Origin of the sequence: Mesotoga sp. (genome assembly GCF_035363035.1) — a bacterium.
Taxonomy (GTDB): domain Bacteria; phylum Thermotogota; class Thermotogae; order Petrotogales; family Kosmotogaceae; genus Mesotoga.
In genome coordinates this window covers 1-15,419 of the sequence record NZ_DAOSEH010000059.1, presented here as the reverse complement: position 1 = coordinate 15,419, position 15,419 = coordinate 1, and the positions used below count along the sequence as shown (strand labels likewise).

The following is a 15,419-nucleotide window of genomic DNA, read 5'->3' as shown; positions in this document are numbered from 1 at the left end:
CAGCGTCGGAACGAGAAACTGCTCTTCCAAGGACGGCTTTTTGCTCTTGCGAACGAAGAACAAAGCTCCTAGCTCCGCAACGAAAAACCGCTCTTCCGAAGGACGGCTCTTCCCGCGCAGCGTCGGAACGATTTACCGCTTTACGCTCTTCCAAGTAAGAGTTGTTGTGGTTTATTAGTCTCGAGGTGAAACTAAATACCGGACGGCTACCGTTGAGAAAAAGGGTGTTATTTCCGCGCGAGATGGCCTGTATTTTAGTCTGATCGAAATTCAGCGACTACTACGGTTTGGTTTGTACGTGAGGTTAGTTGTAAAGTCTAGTTGCTATCCTGTCGGCTCACATTTTGGTGTGGTATGGAGGTTTTTATATGAACTGGAAGAGGTTTTTGCTCGTTGTGGAAGCGATTTTGATCGTTCTATCAGGATTTGCTTTCGAAGCGAAACTATTGCCCTTCTGCACGAGCAGCATCGAGAGAATGCCATGGCTCTTCGAAGATGTTCTCTATTTTGTCGGAAACAACTACGATATTTATCAGATTGCCCTGAAAGAAGACGGCAGCTGGGGTGAAATCAAACAGGTGGAAGGCGAGGTCAACACTCTGGCCAACGAGATCAGCCCTTGCGTGGTACGGAGCGGTGATGATCTGGTCATGTATTTCGCCCGTTACAGCGACGCCACCGACTACGATTTCTTCAGGGCTGTTCTGGACAAAAATAGCGGAGAATGGACAAATGTGACCTCGATTAAAGAACTGAACACCGACACGCAGGAGTGGAAAATTTGGGTCAACGAGGGCGAGACTCTGGCCTATATAACGACGAAAGGCTCGCACGGCGGCGCAGCTCCGGTAGGCGGAAGAGATATATGGATGTCCGAGAAGGTCGAAGGCAAGTGGACGACTCCTCTCAACGTGGCTGTCCTCAATACAACCGGGGACGAGTGGTCGGTCTTCGTCGCGCCCGATGGGAAGATCTGGATCGACGGATCGAGGGAGGAGGTTATCGGAGGTCACGATATATACTACTACGACCCGAATTCCAAGAAAATCGTCCATCCCGGCGAAGATATAAACACAATGTACAACGACAGGAGCGTCTGGACCGACGGAAAGACACTGATACTCTCCTCGAGCGACAGAAAAGGCGGTGCCGGAAGCTACGATCTGTACACCGTCGATCTGGAGGGCGAGGCGATCCAATCGCCCGTGGCAGTGGAGGTAAGGGAAGAGATAACTGCAACACTTGGCGATCTTCGCTCGTCGATGGACGGTAAGTACGTTCTCGAAGGCCAGACAGTGACAGTCGAAGGCGTTGCACTTGTCTCGACGGGCGAGTGGCACGATAAGGCGAACTACTTCACGATAGCCGACGCTTCGGCCGGGGTCTTCGTTTACGGGGCCGGTTTCACAGAACCTTTCGTAAGGAAGGGAGACCTGGTCAGAGTGACGGGTACGCTATCGATTGTTGGCTATTCCACTGATATAGGCAGTCTGGTGATCCTTCCATCCGGTCCGGAGGACATCGTAGTCCTCTCGGAGGGTGCCGATCTGCCGACGCCGAAGATCCTCTTCACCGATACTCCCAGAACGGCCCTGGCGGCATACGAGGCCAGACCGGTAATGTTCTTCGGAAAAGTTAGCCAGTACGACAACGAGACCATAGCCAGGGGCTTCGTGATAGACGGCTCGAGCGATTCGGAGTACGAAGATTCGAAGGGTGAAATCAAAGTTAAATTCTATTCTTACGCGCAGATAGATATCTCAGGACTGGAGAACGGCGATTACGCCTCAGTGAAGGGTGTTCTGGTGCTCGACAAGGAAGGTAACTACTATGTGAGACCGACCGAAAAAAGCGACATAAGCGAGATCCAGCGGAACCGGATGATCTTTCTCTCGACGGTCGCCGATAAAGCTCTTCTAGCCGTAGAAGATTCGCAAGAGGTGGAGAGCGAAGCCGGGAACGATCGGATACTTGAGAGCGCCGCCGACAGGATCTTCGCCAGCTCGTCGGACGGAAGGTTGTTCCTGTCGGCGTACTCCGTCGGAGGAACGAGAGCCGGCAGCGGCCCTGCGATCTACGAATACATCGACGGAGAGCTGGTAAAGCTCGCCCTGCCGGGTGAGGCGGAGTATCCAGACATTAAAGGAAAGGGGCTGGTCTTCGCCTGCAGAATATCGCCAGACGATCTGAACTCCAGCTGGGAGATCTACCATCTCGATCTTGAATCGAAGAAGCTGCAAAAACTGCTCTCTTCGCCCAGTGACGAGATCGAGCCTGTGCTTTCTCCCGACGGAAAGAAGGTGGTCTTTTCAAGACAGGCCAACGGCCACTGGGAACTGGTCGAGCTTGAGATAGCCTCTGGTAGTGAGAGTGTGATCGAAGTCAACGCTAAGTCGGCCGACTTTTCATCGGACGGTAGAGAACTGGTTTTCCAGTACCTGGGCGAAAGCTGGGATCTCGTCGAACTTTCGAAACTGGACAGCCCTCTCGGCGCTTCACGGAGAAAACTGCTGGCCACCCCCTTCGACGAAACCTCTCCGGCAGTCAATGACGATTCTAACTTGATAGCATTCGTAGCCGACTATCGCGGTAAAGGTGAAGTCTTCTTGCTAGACACGGTCTCCGGTGAGGTGAGGCCTCTCTTTGCGGAGGTTACAGAGTCGAAGAATCCCTTCTGGATAGAAGATAAGCTCGGCGTTGCGAAGCGGTCTGAAACCGGCTGGGAAATGGCCCTCGTCGAGATTGTGGAAGAAAAGATCGGGCCTTTTGAAGAAGTCGCGAATTTTCTCCGCAGGCCGAGGCTGACATCGCCGGCCATGGTGGATCTAGATGAGGTTAGATTCGAGATAAGTCTGAAGGATGGATTCGTGCCGGTGAAGGCCTACCTTCAAGGTAACGGCCGCACGATACCCGTGATGTGCTACGGAAACGATGCGATCATTACAGGCAACGCGGTCCCCGGTCTCTACGATCTGAGGATCATAGCGCGGAGCTCCTCCGGTTACCACTCCTGGATAGAGCCCAAGAGCGTCTTTCTGGGCGATAGCTCCCGGACGGTTCGGATCGTCCAGCTCACAGACATTCATCTGGGCTTAGCGAATAAACCGGAGAACCGCGAGGGGTTCATAAAGTTGCTAGAGAGCGCACAGATGGAAGAGCCAACGATGATAGTCATAACCGGAGACGTTTCCGACGCGGCCCAGTATTATCCAGATGACTACGCCTTTCTCAGGAGCACACTTATCGAGCATGCCGAATGTCCGGTCTTTGTGATTCCCGGGAACCACGACAGTCAGAGGGCCGGAAAGGTCGTCGGAAAGGAAATGTGGACGGAGTTCTTCGGTGAGCTCTACTTCAGCTTCGAGTGGGGTGGATGGCGCTATATTTTCATGGACACGGGAGACTCCGATTACGGACTGGTCAGCGGCATGGTCTCGGAGGAACAGATGGACTGGTTGAGGGGAGAGATCGATAATGACCGCAAGACGGTACTCTTCGCGCACCATAACCCTTTCGACACGAGGTGGAGTTTCTTCGAAAAGGAACCGAACCGGCAGGAGCTGGTCGAGGTTTTGGAAAGCGGAAATTTGATGCTTGCCCTTTTCGGCCACAGGCACTCCGATGCGATAGACTACCACGATGAGATACTTGCAGTTACAACAAGAAAGAGTCTCGAAGGTTCCGCACTTAGTTACAGGCTGGTGATTCTCGATAGAGAGGGAATCTTGAAGATCTCGCAAGAGTTACCGAAAGCTTCAAAATCGATGTGAGAGAGGTGGTTTTTATGCGTAAGGCGATACTGATCGTTCTGGTTATGGCGGTAGCCGTTCCCCTTCTGGCTTTCGAGGTTGAAAATCTGCCCGTGAATACCGAAGGCATAGAGCGCATGCCATGGCTTCATGGGGATACGCTGTACTTCGTGGCCGGCAACTACGACATTTACCGCGCCGAGAGGTTGGCCGACGGTTCATGGGGACCAAGAGAACCGGTGCCGGGGGAAATCAACACCGCGGCGAACGAAATAAGCCCATGCATTGTCGAGAGAGATGGAACTCTTATCATGTACTTTGCCCGGTACACCGGTACCGAAAGAGATTACGACTTTTTCAGGGCGGTTTTCGATCCTGTAGAAGGTCTCTGGAAGAATCCGGTGATGATACCCGAGCTGAGCACCGAAACCCAGGAATGGGATATATGGGTCAACGGTGATGAGACGGTGGCTTATCTGACAACCAAAGGCAAGTTTGGCGATGCCGAAATAGTTGGTAAGAGAGATGTCTGGAGATCTGAGAAGGTTGATGGAAAGTGGAGTCTGCCAGTTCTGGTCAGAGAGGTCTCGACCGACGGCGACGAGTGGTCGGTCTTCGTCGATCCGCTAGGCAGGATCTGGGTAGACGGCGCCAGAGGCGACGCGTACGGCAGTTATGACATCTATTATTACGATCCTTCGCTCTCTCTTGTGATCCACGTCGAGAAAGACGTCAATTCGATCTACAACGAAAGAAGCGTCTGGATCGACGGCAAGACTCTGGTCTTCACATCGGCCGACAGAAATACCGGAATGGGCGGATACGATATCTACATCACCGATCTGGGAGAAGAGTGATTTGCTCCAGTTGAACGATACCGAGAGGACGGTCCTGGCCTGCCTTTGGCGCCAGGACGGTCTTTCCCGCGCCAGAATCACTGCGCTCACAAAACTGAGCAAGGCTACAATCTCGAGGGTCGTCAATCAGCTGATGGAAAAGAGACTGCTCACCGAGCAGGGCGTCGAGTCGAGAAAGACCAGAGGACGTCCTTCTACGCCGCTGACTCTCGATAGAAATTCCAGATCGGTCGGCGGGGTGAACATCCGCTCCAACTGTTTCGACGTTTCCCTGGGCGATCTTTCAGGAAGGATCAAAGACTTCTTCAGTATCGGGCACGGAAGAACCGACGTGGAAGAAGGGTTGGCAGCTTTGCCTGAGAGGCTTGTAGAGAGAGGAGTAGAGCTGGACAGGCTCGTCTCTTTCAGCATCGTCACCCCGGGAATCGTGGAAAGGGCGACGGGCTCGGTAACGAACGCCTTTTACACAGGCGGGGGAAGGGTCTTTCTCGGAGAGAAACTCGCGCTAGACTGTCCGGTTACGGTAGAAAACGACGCCAACTCCCTCATTTACTCGGAGATCCTCTTCGGCAGGGTTCGGGAGACCGACATCCTCTATATAGACAAAGGCTTCGGATCTTCGCTTGTGATCGACGGTAAGGTTTTCAGAGGGCCTCACGGGAGTGCCGGGGAGCTAGGACATCTCCAGCTCGACCCCCACGGACCACTCTGCTGGTGCGGGAAGAGAGGTTGCCTGTCGGCTTATTTCGCTAGAGAGAGCCTCATGGACAGATTTTCCTTTCACCTGAACGAGTCCCATCTGAAACAACCCGAGAGGGCGCTGCTGGGAGTTCTGAGCCAGGAGTACGCCGTATCCTCCGACAGAAAGTTCGCCGAGGTCTTCGAGCAGTTGCTGGACCTTCTCGGTGCGGCGATAGCCAACGTGGTCGATTTTCTCGGTGTAGAAACGGTCGTGTTGAACAACCAGAACCCGGTATACAATTCCAGAACTTTCGATTACCTGAGAGAGTACATCTTCACCACGGCGATAAAGAGAAAGAATCTGAGGTTCGAAACTGTAACGGTATCTACGGAAAGGCTGATGCTGGTACCGCTGGCAGTGGCTCTTTCCGCTTTGCTTGAAAAACAGGAGGTGTGAATTATGAAGAGAGTTCTGTCGATACTTTTCATGGTGGTGCTTCTAGTCTCTCCGATCATCGCGAAGACGACGATCACCCACTGGATGCATTACTCCCCGGCCCGTGTTGAGCTTATACTGGAGATGGTCGAAGAATTCATGGCAGCCAACCCCGATATCGAGATCGAGCTGCAGGCCATTCCAGAGGGGGAGTACAAGACCAAGTTGCTCGCCGCCCTTGCGGCCGGGAGCGGCCCAGACGTCGCCCAGATCCCTTCGAACGCTATGACTGAGTTTTACAACTACGGTTTGATTCAGCCTTTCCCCGAAAGTGTCGTCACTCCTGAAAGTATCATCAACGACTACATACCGGCCGCGGTCGAAAAGCTGGTAATAGAGGGAGAGGTCTATGGTGTTCCCACCGATGTCCAGACTATTGTTCTCTTCTACAATCCCGTCCTTTTCGAAGCGGCCGGACTCGATCCGAACAGACCACCGCAGGATTGGAACGAGCTGATTGAATACGCGCGAAAGACCACGATCTGGCAGGACGGCAAGATGGTGCAATCTGGCTGGGGAATAGCAGGCTATCATCCGGTTGTCGAGACCTTCATGCGCCAAGCCGGAGCCACTTTCTGGGATGAAAGCGGCGAAAAGATAGTTTTCGAAGAGGCCCAGCTCGAAGCTTTGAAGTTCATCACCGATGCGGTGAAGGTCGAGAAGGTCTATGTTCCCGAGTTCGGAAGCAGATGGACCGGTTTCAAGCAGATCAAACAGGCCATGGTCTTCGGTCACGGCGCCATGGTCGGTTCGTTCCTGAGCACGGGAAGCAAGGATCTGGTCTTCAAGACGGCGCTCGCGCCGGCTCACCCGGTGACCGGTTCGAGAGCCAACGTTATAACAAACTGGGCGCTCGTTATAATGAGCGATGCCGACGACAGTGAGGCTGCCGCGAAGTGGCTGACATATATTACCTCGGCCGACGCACAGAAGAAATGGATGCTGAAGACCGGCGAACTCCCATCGCTTAAGAAGGTTCTCGAAGATCCCGAGCTGCTTTCAAACGATCTGTACGTACCGATCTTCGAGTCTCTCAAGTACGCCGTACCGACCTTCTCCAGGGGTTGGGCCGATCCGGCTTCGGAATTGCGGGAGATAGCCTACAATGAAATCATAAACAACAACATGGATCCGAAAGCCGCACTGGAGAAGGCTATAAAGGAGATAAACATTTATCTAGAAGAGACTTTCAGTCAGTTCTGACTCAAGGGCCTGAAAAGGCCCTTGATTGGAGGTAGAAGGTATGGTGCCGGGTAAACATAAAGTGGTTTTTTTCACGGGAATACTGTTGATAGCGTTATCGCTCTTTCTGCCCTTCGCGAGCGGTAAAGAAAGCCTGATGGCCTGGGACTTCTCTCTGGCAGGGGTACGTTTGCCGTTCATTATAATTCCGCTCGCTCTGGCCTGTATTGTGGCCTTCACGTTTGGAAAGATTTTTCTGACTCTCGCTCTTTCACTGGTCCTGTTGATTATCGATCTCACCTGCATCTTTTCCAAGGAACAGTGGAAACCGGCCCTGAAGTCCAAGTTCTTTATCGATTTCTTCAAAGTGACCTGGGTGGGCTGGTATCTCCTCGCCGTTGGCGCTTTGCTGATAATTGTAGCCACGATAACGCTTTTCAGAGACCGTAAGAGGGCACCGTACCTTTTTCTTATGCCCATGCTGGCGGGAATAGGTTTCCTGACGTTCTTTCCAGCCCTCTTCGCGCTTTTCATAAGTTTCAGAAAATGGAACATACTGATCGCGAACAAACCCTTCGTGGGTCTGGCCAACTTTGAAAAGGCCTTCTCCGACGAGTACTTTTGGAGATCGATCTGGATCAGTTTCAAATACGCGCTGGGCGTTATTCCAGCCAAGATACTGATAGCTTTCTTCTTCGCCTTTCTGATATACGCCATCCCGAAGTTCAAGGGCTTTTTCAGGGTCGTTTACTTCCTACCGACCGTCACTTCCGTCGTGGCGGTGAGCGTCATCTGGAACTGGATATACAACCCCTACTACGGCGTGGCGAACTATGTGCTAAGCGTATTCGGCATACCGCCGGTCAACTGGCTCGGCGATCCCAAAACTGCCATCTGGGCCGTCGCTGCCGTCGCCGTCTGGCGGGGAGTGGGTTATGATATCATCATCTTTCTGGCAGGGCTCAACGATATACCCAGAACCACGGTTGAAGCCTCGCAGATCGACGGCGCGAACGGCTGGCAGAGACTGAGGTATATACTGATCCCGCTGATGAAGCCGTCGCTCGTCTTCGTGTTCATAACCTCCACGATCGGTGCGATACAGGTTTTCTCGGAGATTTATATGATGACCGGCGGCAACGCCGAAACGAAAACGGCCGTTTATTACATCTGGGAATACGGTTTCAGCAGGCTTCAAATGGGCTATGCCAGTACGATGTCGCTAATCCTCTTCGCGATCATACTTACGATCTCCCTTATACAGATGAGAGTAACACGGCTTCTAAAGGAGGAATGAGATGGCTTCCAGAAGAACTTCAAAGGTCGTTCTTTACACGCTGGCGTATGCTCTTTTGATCATCTTCGCCTTCATAATGCTGATGCCCTTCGTCTGGATGCTTCTCTCGACTTTCAAGGATCAGAGAGAGCTATTCGAGTTTCCGCCGAAGTTCCTGCCGAAGAAGCTCACTTTGAACAATTACATAGAAGTATTCAAGACCGTCCCCTTCGTAAGGTACTATCTCAACAGTCTCCTGGTAACCTTCTCCTCGGTCGTTCTGAACCTCTTCTCTTCGAGTCTGGCCGGTTACGCCTTCGCCAAGTACCGTTTCAAAGGCCGGGAGATTATCTTCAAGGTCATACTGGGGGCGATGATGATACCCTTCCCGGTAACCATCATTCCGCTTTATATAATGGTCTACGATCTAGGACTGGTCGATTCTTACTTTGCACTGATAATAACCGGTTCGGTGAGTATCTTCGGTACTTTCCTGATGAGGCAATTCATCGTCAACATACCCGACGATCTACTCGACGCCGCACGAATAGATGGATCTTCCGAGTTCGGTACCTACGTACGGATCATCCTGCCAAATCTGAAGGCGCCGCTATCGGCGCTGGCCGTTTTCTCCTTCATGTCGACCTGGAACGCCTTCCTTTGGCCTTTGCTAGTAGTTAACGACGACAGGCACAGGACCGTGCAGCTGGGCGTTCAATTCTTCACACAGAGGTATGGAGACCTGATACACTTGCAGATAACGGCTGCCGCCATGGCCATTATTCCGATAATAGTGTTGTACCTCTTCCTGCAGAGGCAGTTCATTCAGGGTATAACCATGACTGGTCTCAAAGGTTAAGAAAGGAGAGAATTCTGTCGATGAGAGTTTTGCTGTTTGCTTTACTGCTGTCGATCGTCTCGCTGTCTTTCGCCGCGCCGGATAACGTGGTTCTTGTCGTCGGCGACGGTATGGGCTTCAACCATCTCTTCCTCTCGGAACTGCTCTACGGGGAGAATCCGGCGACGAGACTCTTCAGGGTCTCCCTCGGTCTAAATTCGCCTGTAGATGCCCTGATAACCGACTCGGCCGCCGCGGCCACCGCCCTTTTCTCCGGAGTCAGAACGGTCAACAACGCCGCCGGGCTCGATCCATCGGGCAACCCCGTGCAGTCGGTGGCAACGGTGCTGAAAGAGAGGGGCTGGAAGGTCGCGATGATAACCAACGCCAGATATTATGACGGCACGCCTGCCGCTTTTTACGCGCACGCCTTCAGAACCGACGATCTTCAGATAACCGAGGATCTAGTGAACAGCGATATCGATCTCTTCGTCGCTGGCGGACTTGAAAAACTCGGTCTGAATCCCTTCACCGGAAAGCCCAAAAAGAACGGAACACTCGAGAGATTGGCCGCCAGTGGTTACACCATATATGGCCTGCAGTTCGAGAAACTCTTCGAACCGATCGGCGAGAAGAAGGGGAGCATGGCCTTTCTCTCGATGGGTGATAACAGCTTTGAAAACGCTTTGCTTCCCAACGAGATGTCTCTGCCGGAGATCGTCAGGAAGAGCCTTGAATTGATCGCCGGACCGAAACTCTTTCTGGTAGTAGAAGCGGCCAGGATAGACGACGCTTCGCACATAAACGACGATGCGGCGGTTAAGGCCGAGTTGCTGGCCTTCCAGAAGACCGTTCGGTTGCTGCTGGACAGCTTCGATAACTCGAAGACTCTCTTCCTGATACTGGCCGATCATGAGACTGGCGGCCTGAGCATAATCATGGGCGACGAGAGGGCGATCGACCTCGAGATCGCCTGGTGCAGCGGAGACCACACGGCCTCTTACATACCGATCCTATCTTACGGAGAAGGTAGCGAAAGCTTCTCCGATTTCCTCCATCTTAGTGATGTCAATAGAATACTTCTGGAGATTCTTGGGGGTGAAGTGAGATGAAAAAGGCCCTTGTCTGTCTCTTCCTTTTGATGGGGATGATATCCATGGCCCTGACGATTAAGGTTATGACCTACAACATTCGCCACGCGAGGGGGGTCGACGACGTTGTCGATCTGCAGAGGATAATAGATGTCGTCCGTTCCGAAGAGCCCGACATTCTGATACTCAACGAGGTCGATCAAGGCAATCCGAGAACGGCCGGGATACACCAGGCCGGGGAGATCGCCGAAGCGCTCGGTATGAATCTCTTCTTCGGGCCAACCGAAGGGACGAGTTATTACGGTAACGCCGTACTCGCCAGGTTTGAGATAGTCCAAGCCAGGAGCGTAACCTTGCCCCAGCCGAAATGGCTCAATGCCGCAAAGCGCGGAGCGGCCATCGCGACAATCGAGATAGAAGGAGTGCGGGTTCTGGTGGTGGGTACACATCTCGGTCTGGCCGGTATAAAGGAGATCGAGACCGAGCTGGGCGAGATCTACTCAATAGTGCGAGAAAGCGGTTTACCGGCGATCGTTGCGGGAGACTTCAACGTAGAGTATTTCGATCTTGAGAACCGCATGAAAGAAGTGATAGAGGAACTGAGATCGGTGAATCATTATCTGGGTATCGACCTGCATACTATACCTGCGAACAACCCCGGCCCGCAGATCGACTATATCCTGGCAAGTCGAGAATTTCTTCCGGTCAACGCCTACACCGTACCCTCGCTGGCCTCCGATCACCTGCCGGTTGTGGCTTTGCTGGAGATGGGAAGATGAAACCGCGATTGCTTTTCATAACAGTCGATGCGCTCGGTCCGGAAATTCTCGCCAGGGCGAAAGCTCCGGTGATAAAACGGATAATGGAGGAAGGTTTATCTGTTCAGAAGGCGACTTCCCATTTTCCCACGCTCACGACGCCGATGATGAGCACCATACTCACCGGCTGCCTTCCCGACCGCCATGGAATCGAGTGTAACACCAGACTGGATATAGGGGCAGGCAGGGTGAGGGGAAAGTTACGCGATCTGAAAGTGGCGACTATTGGCGATATACTCGTCGAGAATGGTTACAGCGTGGCCTCGGTGCAGCATTTCATGCTCGAAGGACGGGCAGGCATTTCTTACACCCAGACCGACGGGGCCAATACGACGGGAATGACGGACCTCATCGCCGGTTGCATGGAAGAGTTTGACGCCGTTTTCACGATTTTTCAGGCCGTTGATGCAGCCGGTCACAGGTTCGGTCCTTTCCATGAAAGGACACTGGCCGAGGTCGAGAAGATAGACTGGGCGATTGGCAGGCTTTTGGAGGTCTGGAAGGGAAGGGAGTTTCTCCTGGTGATCTCGTCAGACCATTCAATGAGTTACGCCGACAGGGCAAGCGATTTTTCGATAGAGGAGTTTTTCGCCTCCATGAATCTGAAGGCAGCTTTCATTGGTGAGGGCGAATCGTTCTCGAACCTCGACATTGCGATGCTTAGATACCCAACCGTGCCGATCTTTCTTCTGAGCGAAAGAGCCAGGAACCTTCGCGTAGAGATAACCGATCGTTTGAGAAACGAGAGAGAACTCTGGCGCGTCTATTCGAAAGAAGAGATGGAAAGCCTGGGCAACGGCCGCTACGGAGATATAGCCTGCACGCTGAACAAAGGGGTTACCACAGCCAGGGCACTGGTGAAAATGGGGGGATTCGGCTATCATGGAACCGAGGGCGAGGAGGGAACCGTGATCGCTTTCCAGGGTAGTATGTTGAAAAGCCGTAGAATACCGGCGGCAAGACTGGCCGATATCGTACCGACGACACTGAGGATTCTCTCGATAGAAAGCGAAAGGAAATTCGATGGTGAAAACATCTGGAGCTGTGATGATGGGCGTTGATTTTGACTTTCACATTCATACGGTCTTTTCCGATGGTTCGATGTCCTTCGAAGAGCTTCTGACTGCGCTAAAACGTGCCGGCCTGTCGAAATGCGGGATAACCGATCACTTCGAAACGGGGTTGCCCCATTCTGTGGCCGTGTCGGAAGCCCATTATATGGACCTCTTCAACAGGTTCAAAAAGGAAGCGGAAAATTCTGGCATAGAAGTCTTTCTTGGTGGCGAGACGGGGCTGGGACCGGACGGTTTGATGCTTCCGACTGGGGCGCCACCTTTCGATTTCTTGATCGCCAGCGTACACAGGGTAAACGGAAGACATAAAAGCGAATCCGACTACTGGAGAGAGTACAGGACTTACATAGAGCGCGGAATAGAAAAGGGAGGCTTTCAGGTTCTGGGCCATGTCGAGGGTTATCTTCCCACGGCACCTCTTGGAGCAAACGGCGGAACCTTCGATGAACGCCGCGAGATCGAGCGTTACTACGCGGCGAAGTATCTCACGCTCGATTGGTACGCCTCGATAGCTCCGGCTCTTGTAAAGAGCGGTGTGGCCGTGGAGATACACGAGATGTCCTCGTCGCCACGGTTGGAGGTGATCGATCTCCTCCAACGAAAGGGCGTTAGGTTCTCTTACGGAACCGATTCGCACGGGCCGGAACAGCTTATGAAGAGAGAATTCATAACCAGAGTGTTGAACTGCACTCGATTGAACGAAGCCGATATATTCAAACCGGAAAAGAGAAAAGGAGGAGCGAGATGCACTCGATAGCGATACTTGGAGCTGGAATGATGGGGAACGTCCACGCGAGGGCCTACCGGGCCATGGGTGAGATCAGTTCCCTCTGGATAGTCGATCCAGTCGAAAGCAGGGCGAAGGCAATCTCCGAAAAATACGGAGCAAACGTCGCCAGCTTTGAGGAAGTTCTGGAAAACGGCGTCATAGACATAGTGGATATCTGCACGCCGACATTCACGCACGGCGAGCTTGCCGTCAGGGCGCTAGAGGCCGGCAAGCACGTCTTCTGCGAAAAGCCCGTAGCGCTCAAGATAGAAGAGGCCAGGGCAATGGACGGGGCGGCAAAAAAGAGCGGCAGGAAGTTCATGGTGGGCCACGTCGTACGTTTCTTTCCGCAATATATAAGAGTGAGGGAGCTCGCGTTTGCCGGAGACATCGGAGAAATAGTGATGGCAAGACTTTACAGGGGAGGTTCCTTTCCCTCTCACGGTATTGACAACTGGTTTGCCGATATTGACAAGAGCGGAGGCGTCTTCGTAGATCTCTCCATACACGACTTCGATTTTCTCAGAAAACTACTGGGGCCTGTCAAGACCGTCGAAGCGAGGTCCGTAGCGCTGAGCTCGGAAAGGAAGAAAGACTCTTTCGATCATGGCATGGCGATTCTTAGGTTCGAGTCCGGCGCTCTGGCGCATGTCGAAGGCAGCTGGGCCGAGCCGGCCGGGATGCCTGTCAACTTCGGAACCTTCTACGAATTCGTTGGTACAAAGGGAATGATAACCAACAGCTACGAGAGAGAGACGACGCTTCGTCTGCAAACCTCGATCGACGGAAAGCCGAAATACTCGCAGGAGAATACCGCCTATTACGATCCGTACGCTGAAGAATTGAAATCTTTCATACTTTCGATAGATGAAGACAGGGAAGTCCCGGTTAACGGGCAAGAAGCCGTAGAATCGTTGAGAGTCGCGCTGGCTGCCAACCTGTCGGCAAAGCTGCACAGACCGGTCGAGCTTTCGGAGGTGTTTTGAGATGATGAAAATCGCGATCCTCGGTATTGCGCATATGCACGGTTACAGCTATGTGAGAGCCTTGAAGAGAATGAACGATATCGAGATAACGGGGCTTTTCGACGAGGACAGATCCAGGATGAGTACGGCCTGTAAAGAGCTTGGTGTCAAGCCTTGCGAACACCCCGAAGAACTCGTTGCCGGCAGCGATGGCGTGATAGTGACGAGCGAGAACTCGACCCACAGGAAGTTCGTCGAAATCGCTGCCAAAGCCGGAAAACACGTTCTCTGTGAAAAGCCTATCGCGACAAGCGTGGAAGACGCGGAGGCGATGATCGAGATCTGCCACAGGAACAATGTGAAGCTTCAAATGGCCTTTCCGGTTAGGTACAGCGCTTCCGTGAGAAAGGCCAGGGAGATCATCACCGGCGGCCTGCTGGGCGAGGTGGTGAGTCTGGTGGGAACCAACCACGGGAGAATGCCGGGTGGCTGGTTCACAGACCCCGTTCTGGGCGGTGGCGGCGCCGTTATGGACCACACAGTGCACGTGGTGGATATAGTGAGATGGCTTCTGAATTGTGAATTCACGGAGGTTTACGCCACTTACGGCACTCTTATACACGATATACCGGTCGAAGACTGCGGACTGGAGATGTTCAAGCTCTCGACAGGACAGTACATGACGCTCGATTGCAGCTGGTCTAGACCGAAGGCACATCCCTATTGGGGAGATGTAACGCTTCACATAGTCGGAACTAGGGGAACGCTCTTTCTGGATGTCTTCAACTCAAAGATCGAGGTCTATTCCAACGAAAAGGGCAATCGATGGGAAAATTACGGCGACAATCTCGATTCGTTAATGATAGAGGAGTTCCTGAAAGTCCTTAAGGAGGGCAAGGAGCCTTTCACCGAAGGAAACGATGGTTTGCAGTCGCTCAAAGTCGTAATGGCTGCATACAGAAGCTTCAGAGAGGGAAAGGTAGTGGAAGTCTGAAGAGCGAGAAGAACCGTCCTTGGAAGAGCGAAACCAGAGGTGAGAGGGTAGAGGTGTGAGGCGAGAAGAGCGGGATTTTGATCTTCTTACCTCTGACCTCTCCTCCTCTTACCTCTGTTTAGAGACGGACGAGAAGAACGAGATCCCGTATAGGAGCACTACGGGATGACAGTCTCTTCCCGTCATTCTGAGCATGACTCAGAATCACGTTCTTCCTCCTTCCCGTCATGCCGGACCCCGATCCGGCATCTCCGTCCTTCGAAAGAGCGGGAAGAGCGAGATCCCGTATAAGAGCACTACGGGATGACCCTGAATAGGAGTCCTGAATAGGAGCATTTCAGGACAGACTCATCAGGGCAGGCTCTCCCCTCGCGTCATCCTGACGCGCTCCAAGTCAGGATCCCGGTCTTCCTCCCTCACGTCATGCCCGGTCTTCGCGAAAAACGGGGACAGACGTCAGGAGCCCGTCAGTCCCCATTTTCGCGGTCTTTCCTCCTTTCCGTCATGCCGGACCTGATCCGGCATCTCCGCTCCTTCGAAAGAGCGGGAAGAGCGAGATCCCGTATAAGAGCACTACGGGATGACAGCCCTTCTTCCTTCCCGTCATTCTGAGCTTGACTCAGAATCACG

The 15,419-nt window shown here is 53.0% G+C and carries 12 protein-coding genes; all 12 read left to right on the top strand.

Translation table 11 applies throughout. From position 1 onward, the window contains the following. The first annotated feature begins 368 nt into the window (after positions 1-368). From PKX57_RS08880 to PKX57_RS08825, 12 genes are read left to right on the top strand one after another with little or no spacing between them, the layout of a single operon-like run. Positions 369-3,770, top strand: coding sequence for a metallophosphoesterase (locus tag PKX57_RS08880; protein ID WP_472416850.1), 3,402 nt, complete (start codon positions 369-371; stop codon positions 3,768-3,770). 14 nt (positions 3,771-3,784) lie between these two features. Beyond that, positions 3,785-4,606, top strand: a complete 822-nt coding sequence (locus PKX57_RS08875) for a hypothetical protein (protein WP_214075432.1) — start codon at positions 3,785-3,787, stop codon at positions 4,604-4,606. A 10-nt stretch (positions 4,607-4,616) separates the two neighbouring features. After that, the gene (locus PKX57_RS08870) at positions 4,617-5,744 is read left to right on the top strand and encodes an ROK family transcriptional regulator (RefSeq protein WP_472412079.1); all 1,128 of its coding nucleotides are present in this window, start codon (positions 4,617-4,619) and stop codon (positions 5,742-5,744) included. A gap of 3 nt (positions 5,745-5,747) precedes the next feature. Then, positions 5,748-6,986 carry an ABC transporter substrate-binding protein gene (locus PKX57_RS08865; RefSeq protein ID WP_472412081.1) on the top strand — a complete coding sequence of 413 codons (1,239 nt, stop codon included), beginning with the start codon at positions 5,748-5,750 and terminating at the stop codon, positions 6,984-6,986. Between the two features lie 40 nt (positions 6,987-7,026). Further along, complete coding sequence (locus tag PKX57_RS08860) at positions 7,027-8,262, top strand: ABC transporter permease subunit (protein WP_214075429.1); 1,236 nt, start codon at positions 7,027-7,029, stop codon at positions 8,260-8,262. Between the two features lies 1 nt (position 8,263). Further along, a complete protein-coding gene (locus PKX57_RS08855; protein ID WP_214075428.1) occupies positions 8,264-9,100 on the top strand; it encodes an ABC transporter permease subunit in 837 nt (278 codons plus the stop codon). 20 nt (positions 9,101-9,120) lie between these two features. Continuing rightward, complete coding sequence (locus PKX57_RS08850) at positions 9,121-10,191, top strand: alkaline phosphatase (RefSeq protein ID WP_214075427.1); 1,071 nt, start codon at positions 9,121-9,123, stop codon at positions 10,189-10,191. Next, the gene (locus PKX57_RS08845) at positions 10,188-10,949 is read left to right on the top strand and encodes an endonuclease/exonuclease/phosphatase family protein (protein ID WP_472412083.1); all 762 of its coding nucleotides are present in this window, start codon (positions 10,188-10,190) and stop codon (positions 10,947-10,949) included. Before PKX57_RS08850 ends, PKX57_RS08845 begins: the two co-directional genes overlap by 4 nt. After that, the gene (locus PKX57_RS08840) at positions 10,946-12,049 is read left to right on the top strand and encodes an alkaline phosphatase family protein (RefSeq protein ID WP_472412085.1); all 1,104 of its coding nucleotides are present in this window, start codon (positions 10,946-10,948) and stop codon (positions 12,047-12,049) included. Before PKX57_RS08845 ends, PKX57_RS08840 begins: the two co-directional genes overlap by 4 nt. Beyond that, positions 12,039-12,818 (top strand): PHP domain-containing protein, encoded by a 780-nt coding sequence (locus PKX57_RS08835; protein WP_472412087.1) that lies wholly within the window; start codon positions 12,039-12,041, stop codon positions 12,816-12,818. Before PKX57_RS08840 ends, PKX57_RS08835 begins: the two co-directional genes overlap by 11 nt. Further along, the gene (locus PKX57_RS08830) at positions 12,806-13,816 is read left to right on the top strand and encodes a Gfo/Idh/MocA family protein (protein WP_472412088.1); all 1,011 of its coding nucleotides are present in this window, start codon (positions 12,806-12,808) and stop codon (positions 13,814-13,816) included. The genes PKX57_RS08835 and PKX57_RS08830 overlap by 13 nt, the downstream gene beginning before the upstream one ends. A 4-nt stretch (positions 13,817-13,820) precedes the next feature. Beyond that, a complete protein-coding gene (locus PKX57_RS08825) occupies positions 13,821-14,789 on the top strand; it encodes a Gfo/Idh/MocA family protein (RefSeq protein WP_472412090.1) in 969 nt (322 codons plus the stop codon). Positions 14,790-15,419: the final 630 nt, after the last annotated feature.

Excerpts from the sequence above, each read along its gene's own strand:
- PKX57_RS08880 (WP_472416850.1), top strand. The coding sequence starts at position 369 with ATGAACTGGAAGAGGTTTTTGCTCGTTGTGGAAGCGATTTTGATCGTT.
- PKX57_RS08875 (WP_214075432.1), top strand. The coding sequence starts at position 3,785 with ATGCGTAAGGCGATACTGATCGTTCTGGTTATGGCGGTAGCCGTTCCC.
- PKX57_RS08865 (WP_472412081.1), top strand. The coding sequence starts at position 5,748 with ATGAAGAGAGTTCTGTCGATACTTTTCATGGTGGTGCTTCTAGTCTCT.
- PKX57_RS08860 (WP_214075429.1), top strand. The coding sequence starts at position 7,027 with ATGGTGCCGGGTAAACATAAAGTGGTTTTTTTCACGGGAATACTGTTG.
- PKX57_RS08855 (WP_214075428.1), top strand. The coding sequence starts at position 8,264 with ATGGCTTCCAGAAGAACTTCAAAGGTCGTTCTTTACACGCTGGCGTAT.
- PKX57_RS08850 (WP_214075427.1), top strand. The coding sequence starts at position 9,121 with ATGAGAGTTTTGCTGTTTGCTTTACTGCTGTCGATCGTCTCGCTGTCT.
- PKX57_RS08845 (WP_472412083.1), top strand. The coding sequence starts at position 10,188 with ATGAAAAAGGCCCTTGTCTGTCTCTTCCTTTTGATGGGGATGATATCC.
- PKX57_RS08840 (WP_472412085.1), top strand. The coding sequence starts at position 10,946 with ATGAAACCGCGATTGCTTTTCATAACAGTCGATGCGCTCGGTCCGGAA.
- PKX57_RS08835 (WP_472412087.1), top strand. The coding sequence starts at position 12,039 with ATGGGCGTTGATTTTGACTTTCACATTCATACGGTCTTTTCCGATGGT.
- PKX57_RS08830 (WP_472412088.1), top strand. The coding sequence starts at position 12,806 with ATGCACTCGATAGCGATACTTGGAGCTGGAATGATGGGGAACGTCCAC.
- PKX57_RS08825 (WP_472412090.1), top strand. The coding sequence starts at position 13,821 with ATGAAAATCGCGATCCTCGGTATTGCGCATATGCACGGTTACAGCTAT.